A 16,956-nucleotide genomic window follows, 5' to 3' on the forward strand; every position below is an offset into this window, starting at 1 on the left:
ATTCTAAAAGGACGAATTACAACAATATGTAGTTCGTCCTTTTGTTTTATATCTTCGGTCTGACAATGAACACCTTTTCAGCCAAAGACGGTGGTAGTCTTTCCTTCGAAGGCTGTGTAGCTGAGCTACTCTGCCCGTTGTCTTCCAACGGTCTGTCGGTTTGAGCCGCAGAGGTGCTGACGGAGGGGGCGGCGACAGTCGGCTCAATCGGACGTGACCGTTCCAATTCTTCCGCCTTTCTTTCGCCATCTTGCATCATCTCCGTTCCCTCCTGTTGGCTTTCTCCCTCTTCAATCGGCTTTAGGGAAAGCTGTATTTTTCGGTCAAGTGCGGCAAGTTCCGTTTTGAGCTCTTTGAGCTGCTCTTCCTTCTTCCATGAACCGTTTACCACCTCCAGCAAAACAGGAATATCCTTGGCAATCTTCTCCGTGTCTGCCTGATATTTCTCAATCAAGCCGGGTATCTTCTCCAAGGCATTCAGGAAATTCATACAGGCTAGTTGTGGGTCTGTCGCAATCTTGCCGTTGTTGTAACTGTACTTCATTCCGCTTTCTCCCATCACGAAGAATTTGTTCTGTGAAAGGTCAAACAGATCTTTGGAAGAGGATTCTGTCTTGACCACGAGATTAAATCCGTAGAGGCTTCCAATACTAAAGTATTCCCCCTGAGTACGAGCTTTTTCATTGATTTCTGTCAGTTTAGTTGCAATGCATTTCGGGTCTTTACTCTCTACTCCTTTGAGTGTTATCGGGTTGAGTATGTTGCCCTCGTTATCTTTCTGCACTCGGCTTTGGTATAAATCCCAATCGCTTCTGAAACGACCAATCAGTTCCCTATTGCTATCCACTGCTCGCATAACCTCCTCCAAACGACTTCGGGAGGATGATTTACTGCGGATGAAGGCCTGTCGCTCACTCTCCAAACCGGCTATTTTCTTTTCCAATTTCGCCTTTTCCAACAAGTCGGTATTTCCTGAAAGAATGGCTACATACTCGGAAAAATTCATTCCCGACTTCTCGTCCATACTTCCCTCGTCGATGGTACGACTACCCATACGGTTGTTTTTCAGCTGTTCGATGAAAAGCTGCTTATTGTGTAACAGATTGAATTTGTAACTATCAAGCGACTTTTCCACCGCATAGATGATAACATCCACCTTATTGTCTGCATAGAGTTTGGCTACCTCGTTTCCCTTACGCACGGCTCGTCCATCCCTCTGCTCTAAGTCAGAAGGACGCCATGGTGTGTCCAAATGATGGATAGCGACAGCACGCTTCTGAGCGTTTACACCCGTTCCGAGCATTGAAGTAGAGCCGAAAAGCACCCGGATTGAACCTTCATTCATGCCTGCGATGAGCGTCTTTCTTGCCTTGTCAGTCTTGGCTTCCTGAATGAAGCGTATCTCCTGAGCGGGTATGCCGTGATCTTCCACCAACTTGCGCTTGATTTCGGAATAGGGATTCCATTCGCCCGGCTTGTAGGTGCCTAGATCACTGAATACAAATTGCGTTCCTTTCTGTTCCTCAAACTTGTGGTAATACTCCGCAATCTTGGCAGCACAGTGGGAGGCTTTGTTGTCCACATGATCTCCGTACTTGTTAGGATCAATAAGTCTCAAATCTAAGCTCATCTTTCGAGCCATGTCCGTTGCGATAAGCATCTTGGCTTTCTCCTCTCTATCGGAGAGTTTCTCTCGTCCCAATAATTCCGCATTACCTGTCTTGGCAAATTCCACCAACTTGGCAATGAACTTCTCCTGTTCGGGTGTAGGTGGTATGTTGTGCATAATCTCATTCTTTTCGGGGCGGTCTATGCCGATCTCCTTTGCCGTTCGATAATCGGTGATTTGAGCGTAGAACGCCGCCAACTCCGGCACTTTGATAAAATAGCGGAAACGCTCCTTCTGCACGATTTCATTGGTAACAGAGAACTCATAGTCCACAGATTTCTTGGCGAAGATGGCAGCCCATGCGTCAAAGGTTTTGATATTCTGTGCTTCGAGGGCTTGGGGACGCAGGTATTTGAAAAGCAGGTACAACTCCGTAAGTGAGTTCGATATGGTCGTACCCGAAAGGAAGGTGGCTCCCAAGTCTTTCCCCGTCCGTTCTTGTATCGTTCGTATGGCAAAGAGCATATTCAAGGCACGCTGACTTCCCTCACTGTTCCCAAGCCCTGCCACTCTGTCGTGGCGAGTATTGAACATCAGGTTCTTGAACGTATGCGACTCGTCCACGAAAAGATGGTCTATACCCATGGTCTTGAAATCTACCACGTCGTCCTTTCGGTTCTCTATCTTGAACTTGATTTCATCCAGCTTTGCCCGTAAGTTCATCTGTCGCTTGACAAGCCCCTTTTCCATGGCACGAGAGATACTGCGCCCCTGCTGACGCAGAACTTCCAAGTTCTCTTCCACGCTGTCCAACTCATCCTGAAGGATTTTCTGCTGTATCTCGTCCGATTGCGGTATCATACCGAATTGGTCGTGTGTGAGGACAATGCAATCCCAGTTGTTATTCTTGATATCGTGGAAAATCCTTTGCCGTTTGTCGGGGGTGAAGTCGTTCTTGCCCGGATAAAGCAGCTTGGCATTCGGGTAAGCCGTTTGGAAAGTCTGTGCTATCTCCTGCACGTTAGCCTTGAGAGCGAGTATCATCGGCTTGTTTGCCAAGCCGAGCCGTTTCATCTCATAGGCTGCAGTACACATGATAAGCGTTTTCCCTGCCCCTACTTGATGGTCACAGATACCCCCTCCGTTAAGCTTCAACATCCACACGGCATCCTTCTGACTGTCGTACAGGCTTTCGATACCCAAGCCTTTCAGGTTGAGGTCGGGGAATGTCTGATGGGATCCATTGTACTGAGGACGAACAAAACAATTGAAAGTATCATTATATAGTTTCTCCAATCGCTTCTTGAACTCATCGCTCTGCTCGTTCAACCAATCAGTAAAGCCGTTTCGTATCTCATCGATTTTAGCGTTTGCCATCTGTATGGCTTCGGTATCTCGTACCTTGACCTCTTTGTCTCCGACCATGATTTTCTTGGTGATGTCCGGCGTTGTATTCAGCAGGGCATGCTTCATCAAGGCAATACCATCGTAGCGACGATGCTGTCCCCGCACACAGAATCTGTCCCAGATGTTGGCATTGTGGCCCCGTGCATCCACGGAGTATTCGTCCGCACTTGAATTGTAGCGTATCGTCACCTCGGTATCGAAGAGGTGCGAGGCATAATCAGAGTAAAGGTTTACGGGAATCCATCGCTCCCCGAAGTTGAAATCCAAGTCCACGAAAGGAATAGGTTCGGGGATGGCATCTTTCAGGGCCTGCAAGGAGACTTGCGCCCTTGTGTCCTCCGGATGCTCCAAGAGATATTGTTCGATACGTTCCGATGCGGCAACCACATTGCCCGATATGAACTTTTCGGCGATTTCATACTCTCCCTCCAAGGGATTGTAATAAATTTTGCCGTGCAAGTCGGAGAGCATCTCCTCTTCGGAACTTTCGGGAAGCAAAGAGAGCATATATCCGGTGTCCACCGCTCCGAATTTATTGAGTGAAGCCGAAAGTGCTTCTTGGGCATTGCTCACCTCTGTTACCTCGTGCAGGCTGAAAGAAACGGGTTGATGGAAAATGTCGGCTTTGAGCGTTTCTTTATCCACCTTTCGTTCCAAGAAAAGGATCTCCCTGCAACTGGCATCCATCAGGATCTGCTCGTGGTTCTTGCGATCGTTCAGATACCCGTACTGCCGCACGAAACGGTCGTACAGTTCATTGAGGTTCTGTCGCAGGGATTCATTCGCCACCTTGCGTTCCGCTTCATAATCATAGAGCGTATGGTAAGCATCTCGCAGGTCTATGTAGAGTAACATTTTTTGTCGTTCTTGGGAAGAGAGGTCTATGGGCTGGAACATTCGATTGTCCTCCATATCACGGACAAGCATTCCGACTTGAAAGTCCGAGGCAAGCAAAGAACCCTCTCTGAGGTGTTCATGCCATAAGCCCTCATAGGGACGCTGCTGCATCCCTTTCTCCTTGTTCTGCTGCCACCACAACTCTCCTGTCTCCAACAGTCCCATAGCAGTCTCTTGTTGCTTTATTTCGACAGTGGGAGAAGGGGTGGAAGCCACAGCACGTTTCATCGAGGAGGTTTTTCGTTTGGGTTTCTCCTCTTGAATGATATTGCCAAAAAGGTCGAGTAGTTGTACCTGTGGTGCAACACTGCTTCGGGGTTGCTCTGTCGGCTGTTCCTTTTTCAGTTGCACCACCTCTTGGTGTGATTGCTCTTCTTCCGAAGTGGCAGACGTAAGCGTCACTTCTCGCTGTTTTATTTCGGGAGGAACGGCAATGCTAACTTGGGGTTGCTCCTGTATGAAGATATGCTTTTGGTACAACGCCATATCCAAGCGTTTGGCTAAATCAGCCCGTAGGATTTTACCCATATCGGTGGCGATGCCTTCCGCTCCACCCTCGTGATGGAACAGAATGGCAGGCTTGCCGTAAGGGTCGGTGTCCTGCTTCCACTCGGTATGTACGATCTGTGACATACTTCGCAGATAAGTGTTGAACAGCACCCCGCTAGGGCGTTTCTCACTCTTGATGAAACGCAGTTCCTCTTCGGTCAAACTTGTCTTTCCTCTCTGCTTTTGCAGGACGATAAGGTCACTGCCCACTTCTGTCCCCGCATTTTCCGAGAAGAGATTATTAGGAAGGCGAATCGCCGAAACAAGGCGGGTATGATTCATCAGCCACTCCCGTACAGACTCGTTCGTTGGCGCATTCATAACGCCTTGCGAGGTGATGAATGCCAGCACGCCACCCTCACGGAGCATATCTACCCCCTTGACGAAAAAGTAATTGTGCAGGGACATGCGGGAGACCTTTCGGGCTGGTTCGTCCGTCTTGCTGAAAACAGGGTCGAAGACAGCCATATCTCCGAAAGGAATGTTGCTGCTAACCACGTCGAAATAACCTCCGAACTTGGATTCGATTTCCTCGAACCCTCGGATGCGTATCTTGTTTTCGGGGTACAGGGCGGAGAGCATCTGCCCCGTGAGAATGTCTTTCTCAAAACCGAAAGTCGTATGTCCTTCGGCTGCAATGGCATCAAAAGAGCGGATGAACTCGCCCATTCCCGCCGAAGGGTCAAGGATTCGCTTGGGGACGATACCTGCCTCCTGTAAGGCAACGGCAATCTCCCGCACTATGGGCGCAGGAGTATAGAAAGCGGTCATCACGGAGTTTTTCAGGCTCTGCATATAACTCTTGTATTGCGATTCGGAAGCGGTGTTGTCTCTAATGATGCTGTGCAACTCCATCACCAAGGGGAAAAGCTCCAGCTCCGACTTGTTCCATCGGGCGATGTCCTCCATCGTGTTGGCAGGAGAGAGGATACACTTCAAAGCCCCGAAGCCCGTATAGGCTTCCAATATCGTACGCTCTTCGGGTGTCGCCGTGCGCTGTTCCCGATGCAGGGCAAAGACCGTCTTGATGGCTTCTATGTTTGCCTTTAGATGCTCCTTCTTGTTATAGCTTGCCATCCTCTTCGAGTTTTAGTTGGACAAAACCCGTAATCTCCGTATAGAGGGAGTTGTATTCGGGCATATAGGCGAACTCGTCCGAAATCGGATACTTGGCGAAGATGCTTTCTAAGAGCGGGCGCAGGCGGATAGCAGTCTCCCTGACCGCTTCAAGCGGCACTTCAGCAGAGAACTCGTTCCAAAGAACAGAGGAGATGGTATCGTGGTGGGAAAAGTGCAAACCCGCATAGAGCGTCTTGTTGGCGATACCGATACATTCGGTTATGGGAAGTCCGGCATCGAAGGCTTCGGCATAGGCTTCGGAAGCAGCTGCCGCACGCTCTTTGATAAAAGAAATATCACCGGCTTTTTCGGGATGACTTTCCCGAAGAAAGGAGAGCAGAGATAGCTCGTAATAGGAAAATCGAATGGCTGTCATATCTGTGATTTTAGTGAATGTTTTGAGTTGCCCTGAAAAGCATAGAGGTAGTTGGACAAAAGCTTAGGAGTAATCGAGAGAAAGCTTATAAGCTTTTTACCTTTCAGTCATTAGGTTTGGAAAGAGAGGCTCTCCGGAGTCTTTTCGGGCATGACGTTATAATGCAAAGGCACTCGACGTCCCCGCCGAGTGCCACCACTAAAATCCGCAGTAAAAACAACAGGATTGTTTATGACCGCATCATTCAGTGGCAAAATTAGCAAATTACGGGGAGTTACCTTCGGGATTTGCTCGGTTTCTTATGCTCGGGGAAGATGAAGACTGTCTTGAACTCTCCGTCCAAAGAAAGCGAAGCCTCGAAGCTCTTACCTGCTTTGGAGGTAAAGCCCTTAATGACACCTGTCTCCCCGTTCACCGCCAATTGTGTCAGTTGTTCGTCTGTGAGGCTCTTGCCTGCCACATTGCGGAAAAGGGTTAGCCCACAATCGGCATCGGAACATTTGGCACATCGGGGATAGAAGACCAGTGAACCTTTGCCACATTTTGGGCAATGGATGTCGCTCTGTTTCTTGGGAAAGAGGATTTTGGAGGAGAGCAGTTCATCGGTAATCTGTGTGGCGTAGTTTTCGATGCCCTTGCGAAACTCTTGCTCTTTCAACTCTCCCCGTTCGATTCTCGCCAAGTCCGCTTCCCACTGTCCGGTCATCTCAGCATTGCCGATTTTCATCCCCTTGACGATGGAATAGACGGCAAGTCCTTTCTCCGTGGGGACGAGCGACTTCTTTTGGCGCACCATGTATTCACGGGCAAAGAGGGTTTCGATGATGGCGGCACGGGTTGCAGGTGTGCCGATACCGCAATCTTTGAGCTGCGCACGCAATTCCTCGTCCTCCAACTCCTTGCCCGCCGTCTCCATCGCTGCCAACAGCGAACTTTCCGTGTGCAGGGGCTTGGGCTTGGTCATTCCCTGTGCCAAGGAACAGGAACAGAGCGGGAGTTGCTCGCCTTCCTCCCATTCGGGGATGATGATGCCTTCCCCATTTTCTCGACTTTCTCGTTCTTCAGCTTCTAACTGCTCCTTATCTTTTTTCCTGCTGTTTTTGAGGATGGCACGCCAACCCTCTTCCTTGATGATTTCACCTTTGAGGATGAACTTCACACCTTCACAGATGGCAGTAACCGTACTGACATCTTTCACGCAACGGGCGGAAAAGGCTTCAAGCATACGTCCGGCTATCATATCGTAGATGACCGCCTCGTCTCCAAACATGTCTATCGGCTTCTTGCCCGTGATGAGCAGGGCATGGTGGTCGGTCACTTTCTTGCCGTCCACCGAATGCGCATTAAGTTCGGTCAGTCGGCGGGCATGGACACCCCAGACGGGATGGTCGTGCAAAAAGGCTATCAGGGCAGGTATCTCGGCAAACACATCTTCAGGGATATGACGGCTGCCCGTGCGTGGATAGGTGATGTATGCCTTCTCATAGAGTTTCTGCGCCAAGGAAAGGGTCTGTTCCGCCGAATAGCCGAACCGGCTGTTCGCTTCTTTCTGTAAAGTGGTCAAATCATACAGAAGCGGTGGCTCCTGCTTGGTCTCCTTGCGCACAATCGTTTCTACGGTAGCTACAGAAGCATTTCGGAGTTTCTCATACAGAGCAGTGGCTTCCGTCCTATCGAACCAACGGTCGGCGGAGGAGAAGCGGAAACTCTCATCACCTTCCTTCACTGCAAGGCTGAGTTGCCAGAATGGCTGTGGCTCAAACTTCTTGTTCTCCAAGAAACGGGAGCAGACCATACAGAGGGTCGGGGTCTGTACCCTGCCCAAAGAATAAGTGCCTCGTCCTGCTGCAATGGATATGGCTTGGGTGGCATTGATGCCCACTAACCAGTCGGCTTCGCTACGGGCACGGGCGGCATAATAGAGGTTGTCATACGCCGCGCCGCTTTGCAGACGAGCGAGCCCCTCTTTGATGGCTTTATCTGTCAAGGAACTAATCCACAGCCGGTCGAAGGGTTTGGCGATGCCGAGATACTCGTAAATGAACCTAAAGATCAACTCACCCTCACGTCCTGCGTCGGTGGCTACGATAATGCCCTCGCATTCCCGGAAGAGTTTTTCGATGACTTTGAGTTGGGCGACTGCAGCAGAGTCTGCTTTATAGCGTTTTCCCTCCTTGATTTGACGGGGAATAAGGGTAAAGACGGGAGGAAGAATCGGCAGGTTATCTTTGTGGAAACCCTTGATGCCGTAGGCTTCGGGCATGGCTGCCGTTATCAGATGCCCCAGTGCCCAAGTGACGGCATAGTCGCCTCCTTCAATATAACCCTCTTTCTTGTTGGTTGCCCGAATAACACGGGCAATTTCACGAGCTACGCTCGGTTTTTCTGCTATGATGACTTTCATTTGTTCTTACTTTTTGGATATTAGTGGTGGCGGATTACATTTTCATTCCCTTGGAACGTTTTTTCTCTTCTTGCTTTTGTTCCTGCCCTGTGGTAAGCTCTGTCTGTCCCTGCTTGAGTGGCTCCCTCACATGCTTGGTAGCCTCGTTGGTCTTGCCTTCGGAATTGACAGCGACCTGCGTGCTGGAAGCATTGTCGGGAGTTACCTCTTTGGCTTGGAACTTGTCGGGGTTCCATTTGAGAAAGTCGAACTTGTTCTTCTCGAAGTTCGGACGCACATAGGCATTGAAAGGCTCTCCTTTCTTGTCGATAAGCCCGGTCATATAGACCGTCTGACCTGCTTTGAGCTTCGCTTGCTCTTCGGAAGAAATGTCCCGTCCCAGCATCTTTTGGGGGACACGCAATTCTTTCTGCTCCGTCTGTTGCTGCCCTTCGGAGGCTTGTCTTTGACGTTGTTCCTGCTTGGATATACCGAAACGAAATTCAATCGACCGCTTGTCGGCATTGAATTGAAGATTTGCATTGAAGTGCTTTCCCGTTTTGGAGGTCATACCATCCACATAGATGCTCCTACCTTCCGACAGTTCCTTTTTCTGCTCATCGGTCAGCTTCACGCCTTTGATTTCATCGGGGATGCGTACCCGGTCGGTACTCAGGGCGATGATGTCGTTCGTCAGGCGGTCGATGCTCACAAAACTGCGGGTTGGCTCCTCTTTGCCGGGGAAGGTCAGTTCCACAATACGACCGAGATTACCCGTTTCTTTGAGGGCTTTCTTATCCTCGTCGGTGAAGGTATGCCCGAAGAACTCACGCTCCAATTGAGGTTCTTTGCGGATGGCGTGGACAACAGGGATAAACGTGCCGTCTCCAAAGGCTTTCAAAGAAAGACGGGCATCGGTGTAAAGGGAGACTTCTCCGATTTTGATACTGATGGGAATAAGCGGAGTCTTGCGGTATTGAAGCAACTCTTCAAGATGCTTCCCCTTTTCCAGACTCTCACGGCTTACGCCCATCTGCTCGAACTGCTCCCACTTCACCTTGTCGGGATCGATGCCTTGAAAGGACTGCTTCTGCTCCCCTGCATGGTCCGCAGGATTGATACGGGCGGAGTCCAGCATCTCCTTATTGGAGGGGACATCCGGTGCTTTGAGCATCTCCGAGAGCACACGTGCGCTGGCAACGGCACTCTCAAAAGGCACTTTGAAGAAGTTCAGCGGTGTAGGATGCTTGAACTGTCGCATGAAGTTGGAAAGGAAATTCTCCAGCGCATTGCTGTGCTTGTCGAATTTCAGAAAGCTCTGTTCATTCTCGGAGGTGGGCGGAATGGTTTTTAGTCCGCCTTTCTCATCTGCTCCGGCAACAGCTCGGAGGCTCTCGTCCTTCTGTTCCTTGACCAAAAGAACTTCTTGGTCTTTGATTTTTTCGTCCATATTACAATCTATCTAATGACACCAATAGCGGTGCACGGACAAAAGTAAACCATAGATAAAGAGTGTGTTACAGGTTATAAATAACTGCGTACTTGTGGCTTCGACATGGATAGAAGTGGCTTTAAAAGAAAAAAATCATTTCAAAATTTGGCTAATCAAATATTCTTTTATAATATTGCATTCAGAAGCAGAGAATGAACGTTCTGTTTTGTTTAAAGTAATGGCACGAACAAATAACAAAGAAATCATATTGAAGGAAGCTTTCAGGCTCTTTCTGTCTAAGGGATATGATGCGGTCAGCTTTGCAGATTTGGTCAAAGCAACGAATATTTCACGAGGAGGGATGTTTCATCACTTCAAAGGAAAAGAAGATATCTTCAATCAGGTGGCTGATCGTTTTGTATTTAGTTTTTTTCGAGAAGGAGAGAGTTTCATTGAATCTTCGGAGTCGAAAACGCCCTTGAAAGATTTTTTAGCTCATTGTACCAAGATAATTGGTGAACGAATGCTCCATTTTTCAGATACTCTGGGAGCTTCGGTTACAGCAGCTAGTTTTATGAGTTTTGTCTTGTATCTCAAGGAGCATTATGCATCATGGCAAGAAAAGATACAGGAGTATGAAGAGCAGGAGGTTAAAACATGGAATGAAGTTATAGAATTGGCAAAAAAGAAAAGTGAGATTCGGGAGGACATTGATAATGGTCAAATTATTACGGTATTTCGGACTCTTTATTTAGGACTGTCCTACAAAGGAGCTCTAATTGACCGCCTCTCTATTGAAGAGTTACAGAGGTTATGGGAGTTTATCTACCAAGAGTATAAATTATAAAACATTGTGCGATGGAAAAGAAGGTGTACATTAATCGGATTGCTTCTTATTTACCCAATAAGCCTATCTCCAACGATGAAATGGAAGATTATATAGGGATGATTGGGGGAAAACCCTCAAGAGTTCGCTCTATTGTACTAAGACAGAATGGAATTAAGACTCGGTATTATGGCTTGGATAAGGAGCATAAGATAACTCACTCCAATGCACAGCTTGCAAAAGAAGCTGTGGTGGATTTATTTGCAGATAGAGTTGTACCAACCGATGTTACCCTTTTAGCCTGTGGTACGAGTACTCCTGATCAACTTCTGCCCTCCCATGCCTCTATGGTGCATGGAGAGCTAGGGAACTTCCCGATGGAGATATTTTCCTCAGCAGGTGTATGTCTCACTTCCCTACAAGCACTGAAGATTTGTTACAGTAATATTCTTGCAGGATTGCATCAAAAGGCTGTATGCGTTGCTTCGGAATTAACCTCACCGGCATTGGTTGCAAAATTCTATGAACCCGAATATGAAGCAACACATGCGAATCCGGATAAAGACCCCTATATGGCTTTTGAAAAGGATTTTATGAGGTTTATGTTGTCTGATGGTGCCGGGGCTGTATTAGTAGAAGATACTCCTAAAGGAGACCCCTCTCTCGAAATCGAATGGATTGAGATGACCTCATACGCTAATGAACTACCAACGTGTATGTTTATGGCTTCGGAATTACAATCCGATGGACGTTTGAAGAGTTGGAAAGAATATACTCCCGAGGAAATTAAAGAGCGTGGAGTTCTTGTGGGTAAACAAGATATTCGTCAGTTGAAAGTACACATTATTAAGTATTGGGTAGATCATATAGAGACAGTACTTGCTAAGTACAATCTAAAACCAGAAGAGATAGACTATGTGATACCTCATGTCTCTTCAATGTTCTTTTACGAGAAACTTAATGATGAGCTCTCCAATCGGGGAATTGCTCTAACGAAAGAAAAGTGGTTTACAAACCTCACTTCAGTTGGGAATATAGGTTCAGCAGCTATCTATGTGGCATTAGATGAGTTAATTAGATCAAAAGAGATAAAACAAGGACAGAAGATACTCCTTCTTGTTCCTGAGAGTGGTCGATTTTCATTCGGATCACTGCTTCTAAGGAAATACTAGGAGTCATTTTTATTTGAACAGGAGGGCTTCGATTTATTTTGAGGGAAATATTTGACACTTGGGAAAAATAGCTGATTTGTTTTATGAAAGAGAAAATGGATAGGAAGAGAGCTAGACTCATAGGTTTCCACGATTCATTTTTGTTGAGTGGATCTAATTTTGTGCATTTCGGTACATCCCTGAGAGATGTGTTGTGGGAAGAGATTATCTGTAGAATATCAGTCCTCAAAATAGTTGTGCTGAGAAAAATTCTATTAGGTGTTATTCTCGTTTTTGTTCCTATGCTATCAAATGCCCAAGACACTGAAGTTTCTTTATCTTTGAAGGACTCATTGGGGCAAAGTGTTGATTGTGCTAAATGCTCTGTTTTTAGAGCAAAAGAAAACCTCCTTGTTCTTTCTTCATGGAGTAATGAAAATGGAGAAGTCTCATTTCTCGTATCTAGCGATGATAGTTATATATTGAAAGTTTCATATATGGGCGCATCACTCAAAGAACTTCATTTTGACATACCTAAAGGGCTAGATAAGCTAGAGTTAGGTATTCTACGCTTCAATATAAACTCTGTGTTGCTTGATGAAGTTATTGTTCAAGGGGAAAAAAGGATTTCTAGAAAGGCCAATAATATTAAGGTAAATGTCAAGGGAAGTTCCTTAGAAAACATTGGTACAGTCATAGATATTTTGAGGGAAATTCCTCGTGTTGTTGTTCAAGGGGACGAGATTGCAATTTTAGGCAAGGGAATCCCAAATATCTATCTTAATGGTCGTAAAGTGCTAAATATTGACAAGATATTGAGTATAAAATCGTCTGAAATAAGAAAAATAGAAGTGCTAGGAAATCCTAATGGGAGATATGGGGTAAACACTTCGTCTGCCATTATTATCACAACGTCCACTTCCTATCAGGATATTTGGGGCATTGACATTATGGATAAAGTTGGCTCAAAAGGAAAATTTTCAAATGCTCTAAATGCTACAGCATATCTCAATTTATCAAAGATATCTATCAAAGCAGGTACAAATTACATCTATGGAGAGAAGATGTATCATAAAGAAGACACCTATGATTATTCTGTTCTAGATAATCAGATCAGGAATCGTTCCGTTACAGAGTTAAGTGGTGTACAAAAGAATCTAAGTCTTTCAACAGAGGTAGTTTATCGTATAAATAACAACCATAGTATCAATCTTTTTGCAAACGTAGATCCTACAGTTCTCGGAAAAGAACATCTTAATGGATTCTTGCACCACAACGACATCAATAATGTCAACCTTGTCCAAGAATTTAATAGTATAACCCAAACAAACTCATCAAATACATTGCTTAGTGGAGCATACCACTTTAATACCACAAAAACAAAAATAGATTTTTCTGGAACATATTTCTATATGAAGCAGAATGCTAATCGATATTTATCTACTGAACAAGAGACAAGTAAGTTTGATCAAAAAAGTATTGCTCACAACCTAACACTAAAAGGTGATTGTGAACAAAATCTTTCAAAGGTATTTAGTTTATTCTCTGGGATAGAATACATTTTTACACAAAGAGATGGTAGGTATAAAACTACAAATAGTAATACTGACTTTTTTAATCAAAAACAACTTACTGGATACATCGCTTTACAGGCTAATATTAACAAAAGGTGGAGGGCTCAGGCTCAGATGGGAATGGAGTTTATTGATTTCAAATACTTTAAAAATGAGACAATAATCAACGGGCAGAGTAAACGTTCGCTAAAATACCTGCCCAAGCTCTCCGTTTCTTACGAGAATGAAGATTTCTCATTAGAGTTATCTTATAATAAAACAATAGATAAACCTAGTTACAACCAGCTTTCGTCTAATTCCTTTATGAGTAACAAATATCTAAGATGGGATGGAAATCCCACACTTAGAAATAGCTATGTACACTCTTTAACAACGGATCTTACTTACAGCTGGGCAAACTTATCCCTCTCGTATTCTAGAGTAAAGGATGGCTTTTTTGAAGTCTGCACATTGCTTGATCCCCAAAGCATGATTGTAAAGATTTCTCCAGAAAACTTACCGGATTATAATCAGTTTTATGCAGGACTTTCAATGAACCCTCAAATAAGAAATCTAGGTATTCTCGCAGATGTTGGTTTGCAGTTACAAGATTTGAAATATGGAGGGGTATCTTATAACAAACCCTTGATTGCCTATTCTTTTCGATTAAACTATACATTTCTTAAGGGCGTATCATTAAGGTGTGGAATTTCTGGACACCTCAAGAATGGAAGTTATGCAACGGGAGAAACAAAAGGATACAGCAACTTTGATATACGCTTATCTAAAAGTTGGATGAGTGGCAAGCTAATTACACAAATCTATGCTACAGATATTTTCAACAAAGCCTATGAAAGAATCCTACTCAATACAAACAATATCTTGAGACAGGATTACTCCCATGGAGGGACTAGAGGTATTTTCCTTACAGTTCAATACAAGTGGGGGAAACGCAATAAAAGCAGTGGTCAAACCCTTTCGAAAGAAATGATGCGACTAATGTATTAACAATCAATTATTAACCATTTAAAAGTTTTCGTTATGAAACAGAAAAAGTTTGACGTGGGCGTTGAAATCCCACAGAGTATGCAAGAAGTTCTACTTGGAGGTCAAGGAGTTGAGAAAATCTCTATTACGATTTCTCTAGCCGCTTCGGCAAATTTGTCTAGTGGCAAAGACAAAGACAGTGATGCAGACGACTCTGTATCCACTACGCCAACTCTTGAAGGTAAAAAATTGCTTCCGTAACCTGTTTGTGTACCTACATAAGCAGGGAAAATACCTATGTTTTTTACTTTGCTTATGAGGCTAGAGCAGAGATTGTTCACCTGAATAAATGATGGTTATGTCCAGCTCTCAAGTAATTATCGAGGTGAGGAGATTTTTATCAAAGGTTTCTCACCTCTTATTCTTAAAAAACTTCATAGAATGATTTTAATTTCGTCACGTTTGGATGATGCTTCAACATCAAATGTCATTGATTGGTTATACTACCAAGCAAAAGACTATTTGAGATTTAATGGAGATGGCTTCGATGCTTCGTTCTCATATAGGAATGGTCTTCTATATATTACATCTCATTATATGGAGGAAGAAGTGCCTTTGATTTGCATTGACAGTTTTTGGTATCGAAAGTGTGGACTGAATATCTGTCAGAAAACGAACTCCCATACGTATGATGATATTTTTCCAAATAAAACAGAAGAGACATACAAATATCTTTCTAAGCATGCTTCAGAATTTGCCTTATCAGAGTTTAAGGCCTATAGAGAATTTATTTTCTCTCACATTATACGAAAAGCTCGCACAAGGCTAGGCAGCTATAAATTAAGAGAGTTAAACAAAATTGAGACACTGACCCTTGCCAAAGAGATTGGGTTATCCGTACCTAAAACATTTATACTTAACTCTAAAAATGAATTGGTTAAAATATTAGAAATATACGGAAATTTAATAATTAAACCCTTGTATGAAGGTGTGTATGACATTGGAGAAGAGTATGCATTTGTATCTTACACATCCTCTATAAGCAAGGATGATTTACCCAATATCCCTTCTTACTTTCCAGTTGCACTATTTCAAGAGCAGATAGAGAAACAACTCGAAATAAGAGTTATTTATATTAAAGAAATATGTTATTCGATAGCAATGTTTACTCAAGCTTATGAGCATTCTCAGATTGACGGACGCAGATGTCCACAAGAGATACTGAGAATGACCCCCTATAAATTACCACTAGAAATAGAAAAGAAAATCGTGACTATTATGAATCAGATTGGATTGTCATATGGAGCATTAGATTTTATTCTATCTAAGAATAATGAGATCATTTTTTTGGAAATCAACCCTGTTGGACAATTCTCTGCTTATGGAAATGCTTGTAATTATCACCTTGACAAAATAATCTCCGAACAGTTATGAATAACAAAGAAAAAATAGAGGCACCTCTATTTTTAAGAAGTATTGAAGAAAGAAAAATCTCTCAACACAAAGAAGAGAGTAGTAATGAAAAATACTGCTATTCTCAAAAATATCAAGGATATTGCATTTTTCGAAAATCTAACAGATGGAAGTCCATTGCGATTTCTATCAACAATGACAAAGACTGATGTATTTATTAATTTTTCCAGATATTATTATTACTCGAGGTGCTAATAGGACATTAGTTTTTGACACGAAGAAGGCTGGCTCTTTTTCGTATATCCCTGTTATACCAGAAAAACTACTTGAGAGATTTAGAGAAACAACTATTGAGGCTATCAGCCAATCATACTCTGGGGAAGATCTCCAGATCGTAAAGGGATTCATTGATTTTATTCTTGAAAATAAATATGGAGTACTTGTTCAAGACATTGACCATTTTCCCAATGTTGTAGAAGATTACGAATCCCCTTCTGTTGTAGAAATTATGGTTATTGATATCGCAGAAAAAGAACATCGATATTCTTTTATTGCATCTCAGTTGAGAAGTCTTTGCTGTGAGCATCTTCAATTGAGATTTTTTTCATCAGTTTCCATCGCTAAAATCAGACAAGTTTTATCTCCATTTCTCGTCTATCCTTGGTTTTCGATAGAACTTCTTATTAGTAATCCTTTATGGGAAGATCCTCAAGAGATCGTAGACTTCTTGTATGATTTGCCCATGGTTTCAATTATTGTATTTAATCAGAATGAAACAAAAATATTCAATGTAAATTCAAAATACAGAAGTCAATCAATAAGCTCTGTATTGTATACACGACAACATTTTAATTCTCCTATGGATTGTGGTGTAATTCATAAGGATACACTATATAACATGAGTACTCTCCAATCTGTGATAATGTCAAAAAAACACAACAATTGCTTGTATAAGAAGGTTTTTATTACAAAAGAGGGAGATGTAGCAAATTGTCCATGCCTGCCGTATACTTATGGCAATATTGACAAGCAGGATATAGAGCTCACGAAAATTGTCAAAAGTGAGATATTTCAAAAAAAATGGGAGATTATAAAAGATGATATATTCGTCTGTCGTGATTGTGAATTTAGATACGTCTGTAATGATTGTCGGGCTTTTTTAGATAATCTCTTGGAAAAGCCTCGAAAATGCACATATAACCCTTATACATCTCAATGGTATGATTCATAATTATAAAAAGATTAGATTTATAC

General features: G+C 43.8%; 11 protein-coding genes. 7 read left to right on the top strand and 4 right to left on the bottom strand.

The window, feature by feature from the left end:
* Positions 1–46 precede the first annotated feature (46 nt).
* The 4 genes from EL262_RS00990 to EL262_RS01005 form a co-directional block, all read right to left on the bottom strand.
* Positions 47–5,539, bottom strand: coding sequence for a helicase-related protein (locus EL262_RS00990; protein WP_078735713.1), 5,493 nt, complete (start codon positions 5,537–5,539; stop codon positions 47–49).
* Positions 5,526–5,957 carry a DUF1896 family protein gene (locus tag EL262_RS00995; protein WP_013815807.1) on the bottom strand — a complete coding sequence of 144 codons (432 nt, stop codon included), beginning with the start codon at positions 5,955–5,957 and terminating at the stop codon, positions 5,526–5,528. Before EL262_RS00995 ends, EL262_RS00990 begins: the two co-directional genes overlap by 14 nt.
* Before the next feature lie 274 nt (positions 5,958–6,231).
* Positions 6,232–8,361 (bottom strand): type IA DNA topoisomerase, encoded by a 2,130-nt coding sequence (locus tag EL262_RS01000; protein ID WP_013815808.1) that lies wholly within the window; start codon positions 8,359–8,361, stop codon positions 6,232–6,234.
* A gap of 34 nt (positions 8,362–8,395) precedes the next feature.
* Entirely contained in the window at positions 8,396–9,790 is a 1,395-nt protein-coding gene (locus EL262_RS01005; protein ID WP_025837574.1) for a DUF3945 domain-containing protein, read from the bottom strand.
* A 94-nt stretch (positions 9,791–9,884) separates the two neighbouring features.
* On the opposite strand from EL262_RS01005, the gene EL262_RS01010 reads away from it, so the two are divergent.
* From EL262_RS01010 to gwsS, 7 genes are all read left to right on the top strand, one after another.
* Positions 9,885–10,619 (top strand): TetR/AcrR family transcriptional regulator, encoded by a 735-nt coding sequence (locus EL262_RS01010; RefSeq protein WP_234394682.1) that lies wholly within the window; start codon positions 9,885–9,887, stop codon positions 10,617–10,619.
* An 11-nt stretch (positions 10,620–10,630) separates the two neighbouring features.
* Positions 10,631–11,770, top strand: a complete 1,140-nt coding sequence (locus tag EL262_RS01015) for a beta-ketoacyl-ACP synthase III (RefSeq protein WP_025837577.1) — start codon at positions 10,631–10,633, stop codon at positions 11,768–11,770.
* An 83-nt stretch (positions 11,771–11,853) separates the two neighbouring features.
* Positions 11,854–14,310: an outer membrane beta-barrel protein gene (locus tag EL262_RS01020; RefSeq protein WP_078735714.1), complete on the top strand. Its 2,457-nt coding sequence runs from the start codon at positions 11,854–11,856 to the stop codon at positions 14,308–14,310.
* 33 nt (positions 14,311–14,343) lie between these two features.
* A complete protein-coding gene (locus EL262_RS01025) occupies positions 14,344–14,550 on the top strand; it encodes a hypothetical protein (RefSeq protein ID WP_025837581.1) in 207 nt (68 codons plus the stop codon).
* A 180-nt stretch (positions 14,551–14,730) separates the two neighbouring features.
* Positions 14,731–15,723: a grasp-with-spasm system ATP-grasp peptide maturase gene (gwsG, locus tag EL262_RS01030; RefSeq protein WP_025837583.1), complete on the top strand. Its 993-nt coding sequence runs from the start codon at positions 14,731–14,733 to the stop codon at positions 15,721–15,723.
* On the top strand, positions 15,720–15,911 hold the full coding sequence (locus tag EL262_RS01035) for a hypothetical protein (protein ID WP_025837585.1): 192 nt from the start codon (positions 15,720–15,722) through the stop codon (positions 15,909–15,911). Before gwsG ends, EL262_RS01035 begins: the two co-directional genes overlap by 4 nt.
* Positions 15,911–16,933 (top strand): grasp-with-spasm system SPASM domain peptide maturase, encoded by a 1,023-nt coding sequence (gene gwsS / locus EL262_RS01040; protein ID WP_078735715.1) that lies wholly within the window; start codon positions 15,911–15,913, stop codon positions 16,931–16,933. The genes EL262_RS01035 and gwsS overlap by 1 nt, the downstream gene beginning before the upstream one ends.
* The last annotated feature ends 23 nt before the right edge of the window (positions 16,934–16,956 follow it).

Origin of the sequence: Porphyromonas cangingivalis, assembly GCF_900638305.1 — a bacterium.
GTDB classification, from domain to species: domain Bacteria; phylum Bacteroidota; class Bacteroidia; order Bacteroidales; family Porphyromonadaceae; genus Porphyromonas_A; species Porphyromonas_A cangingivalis.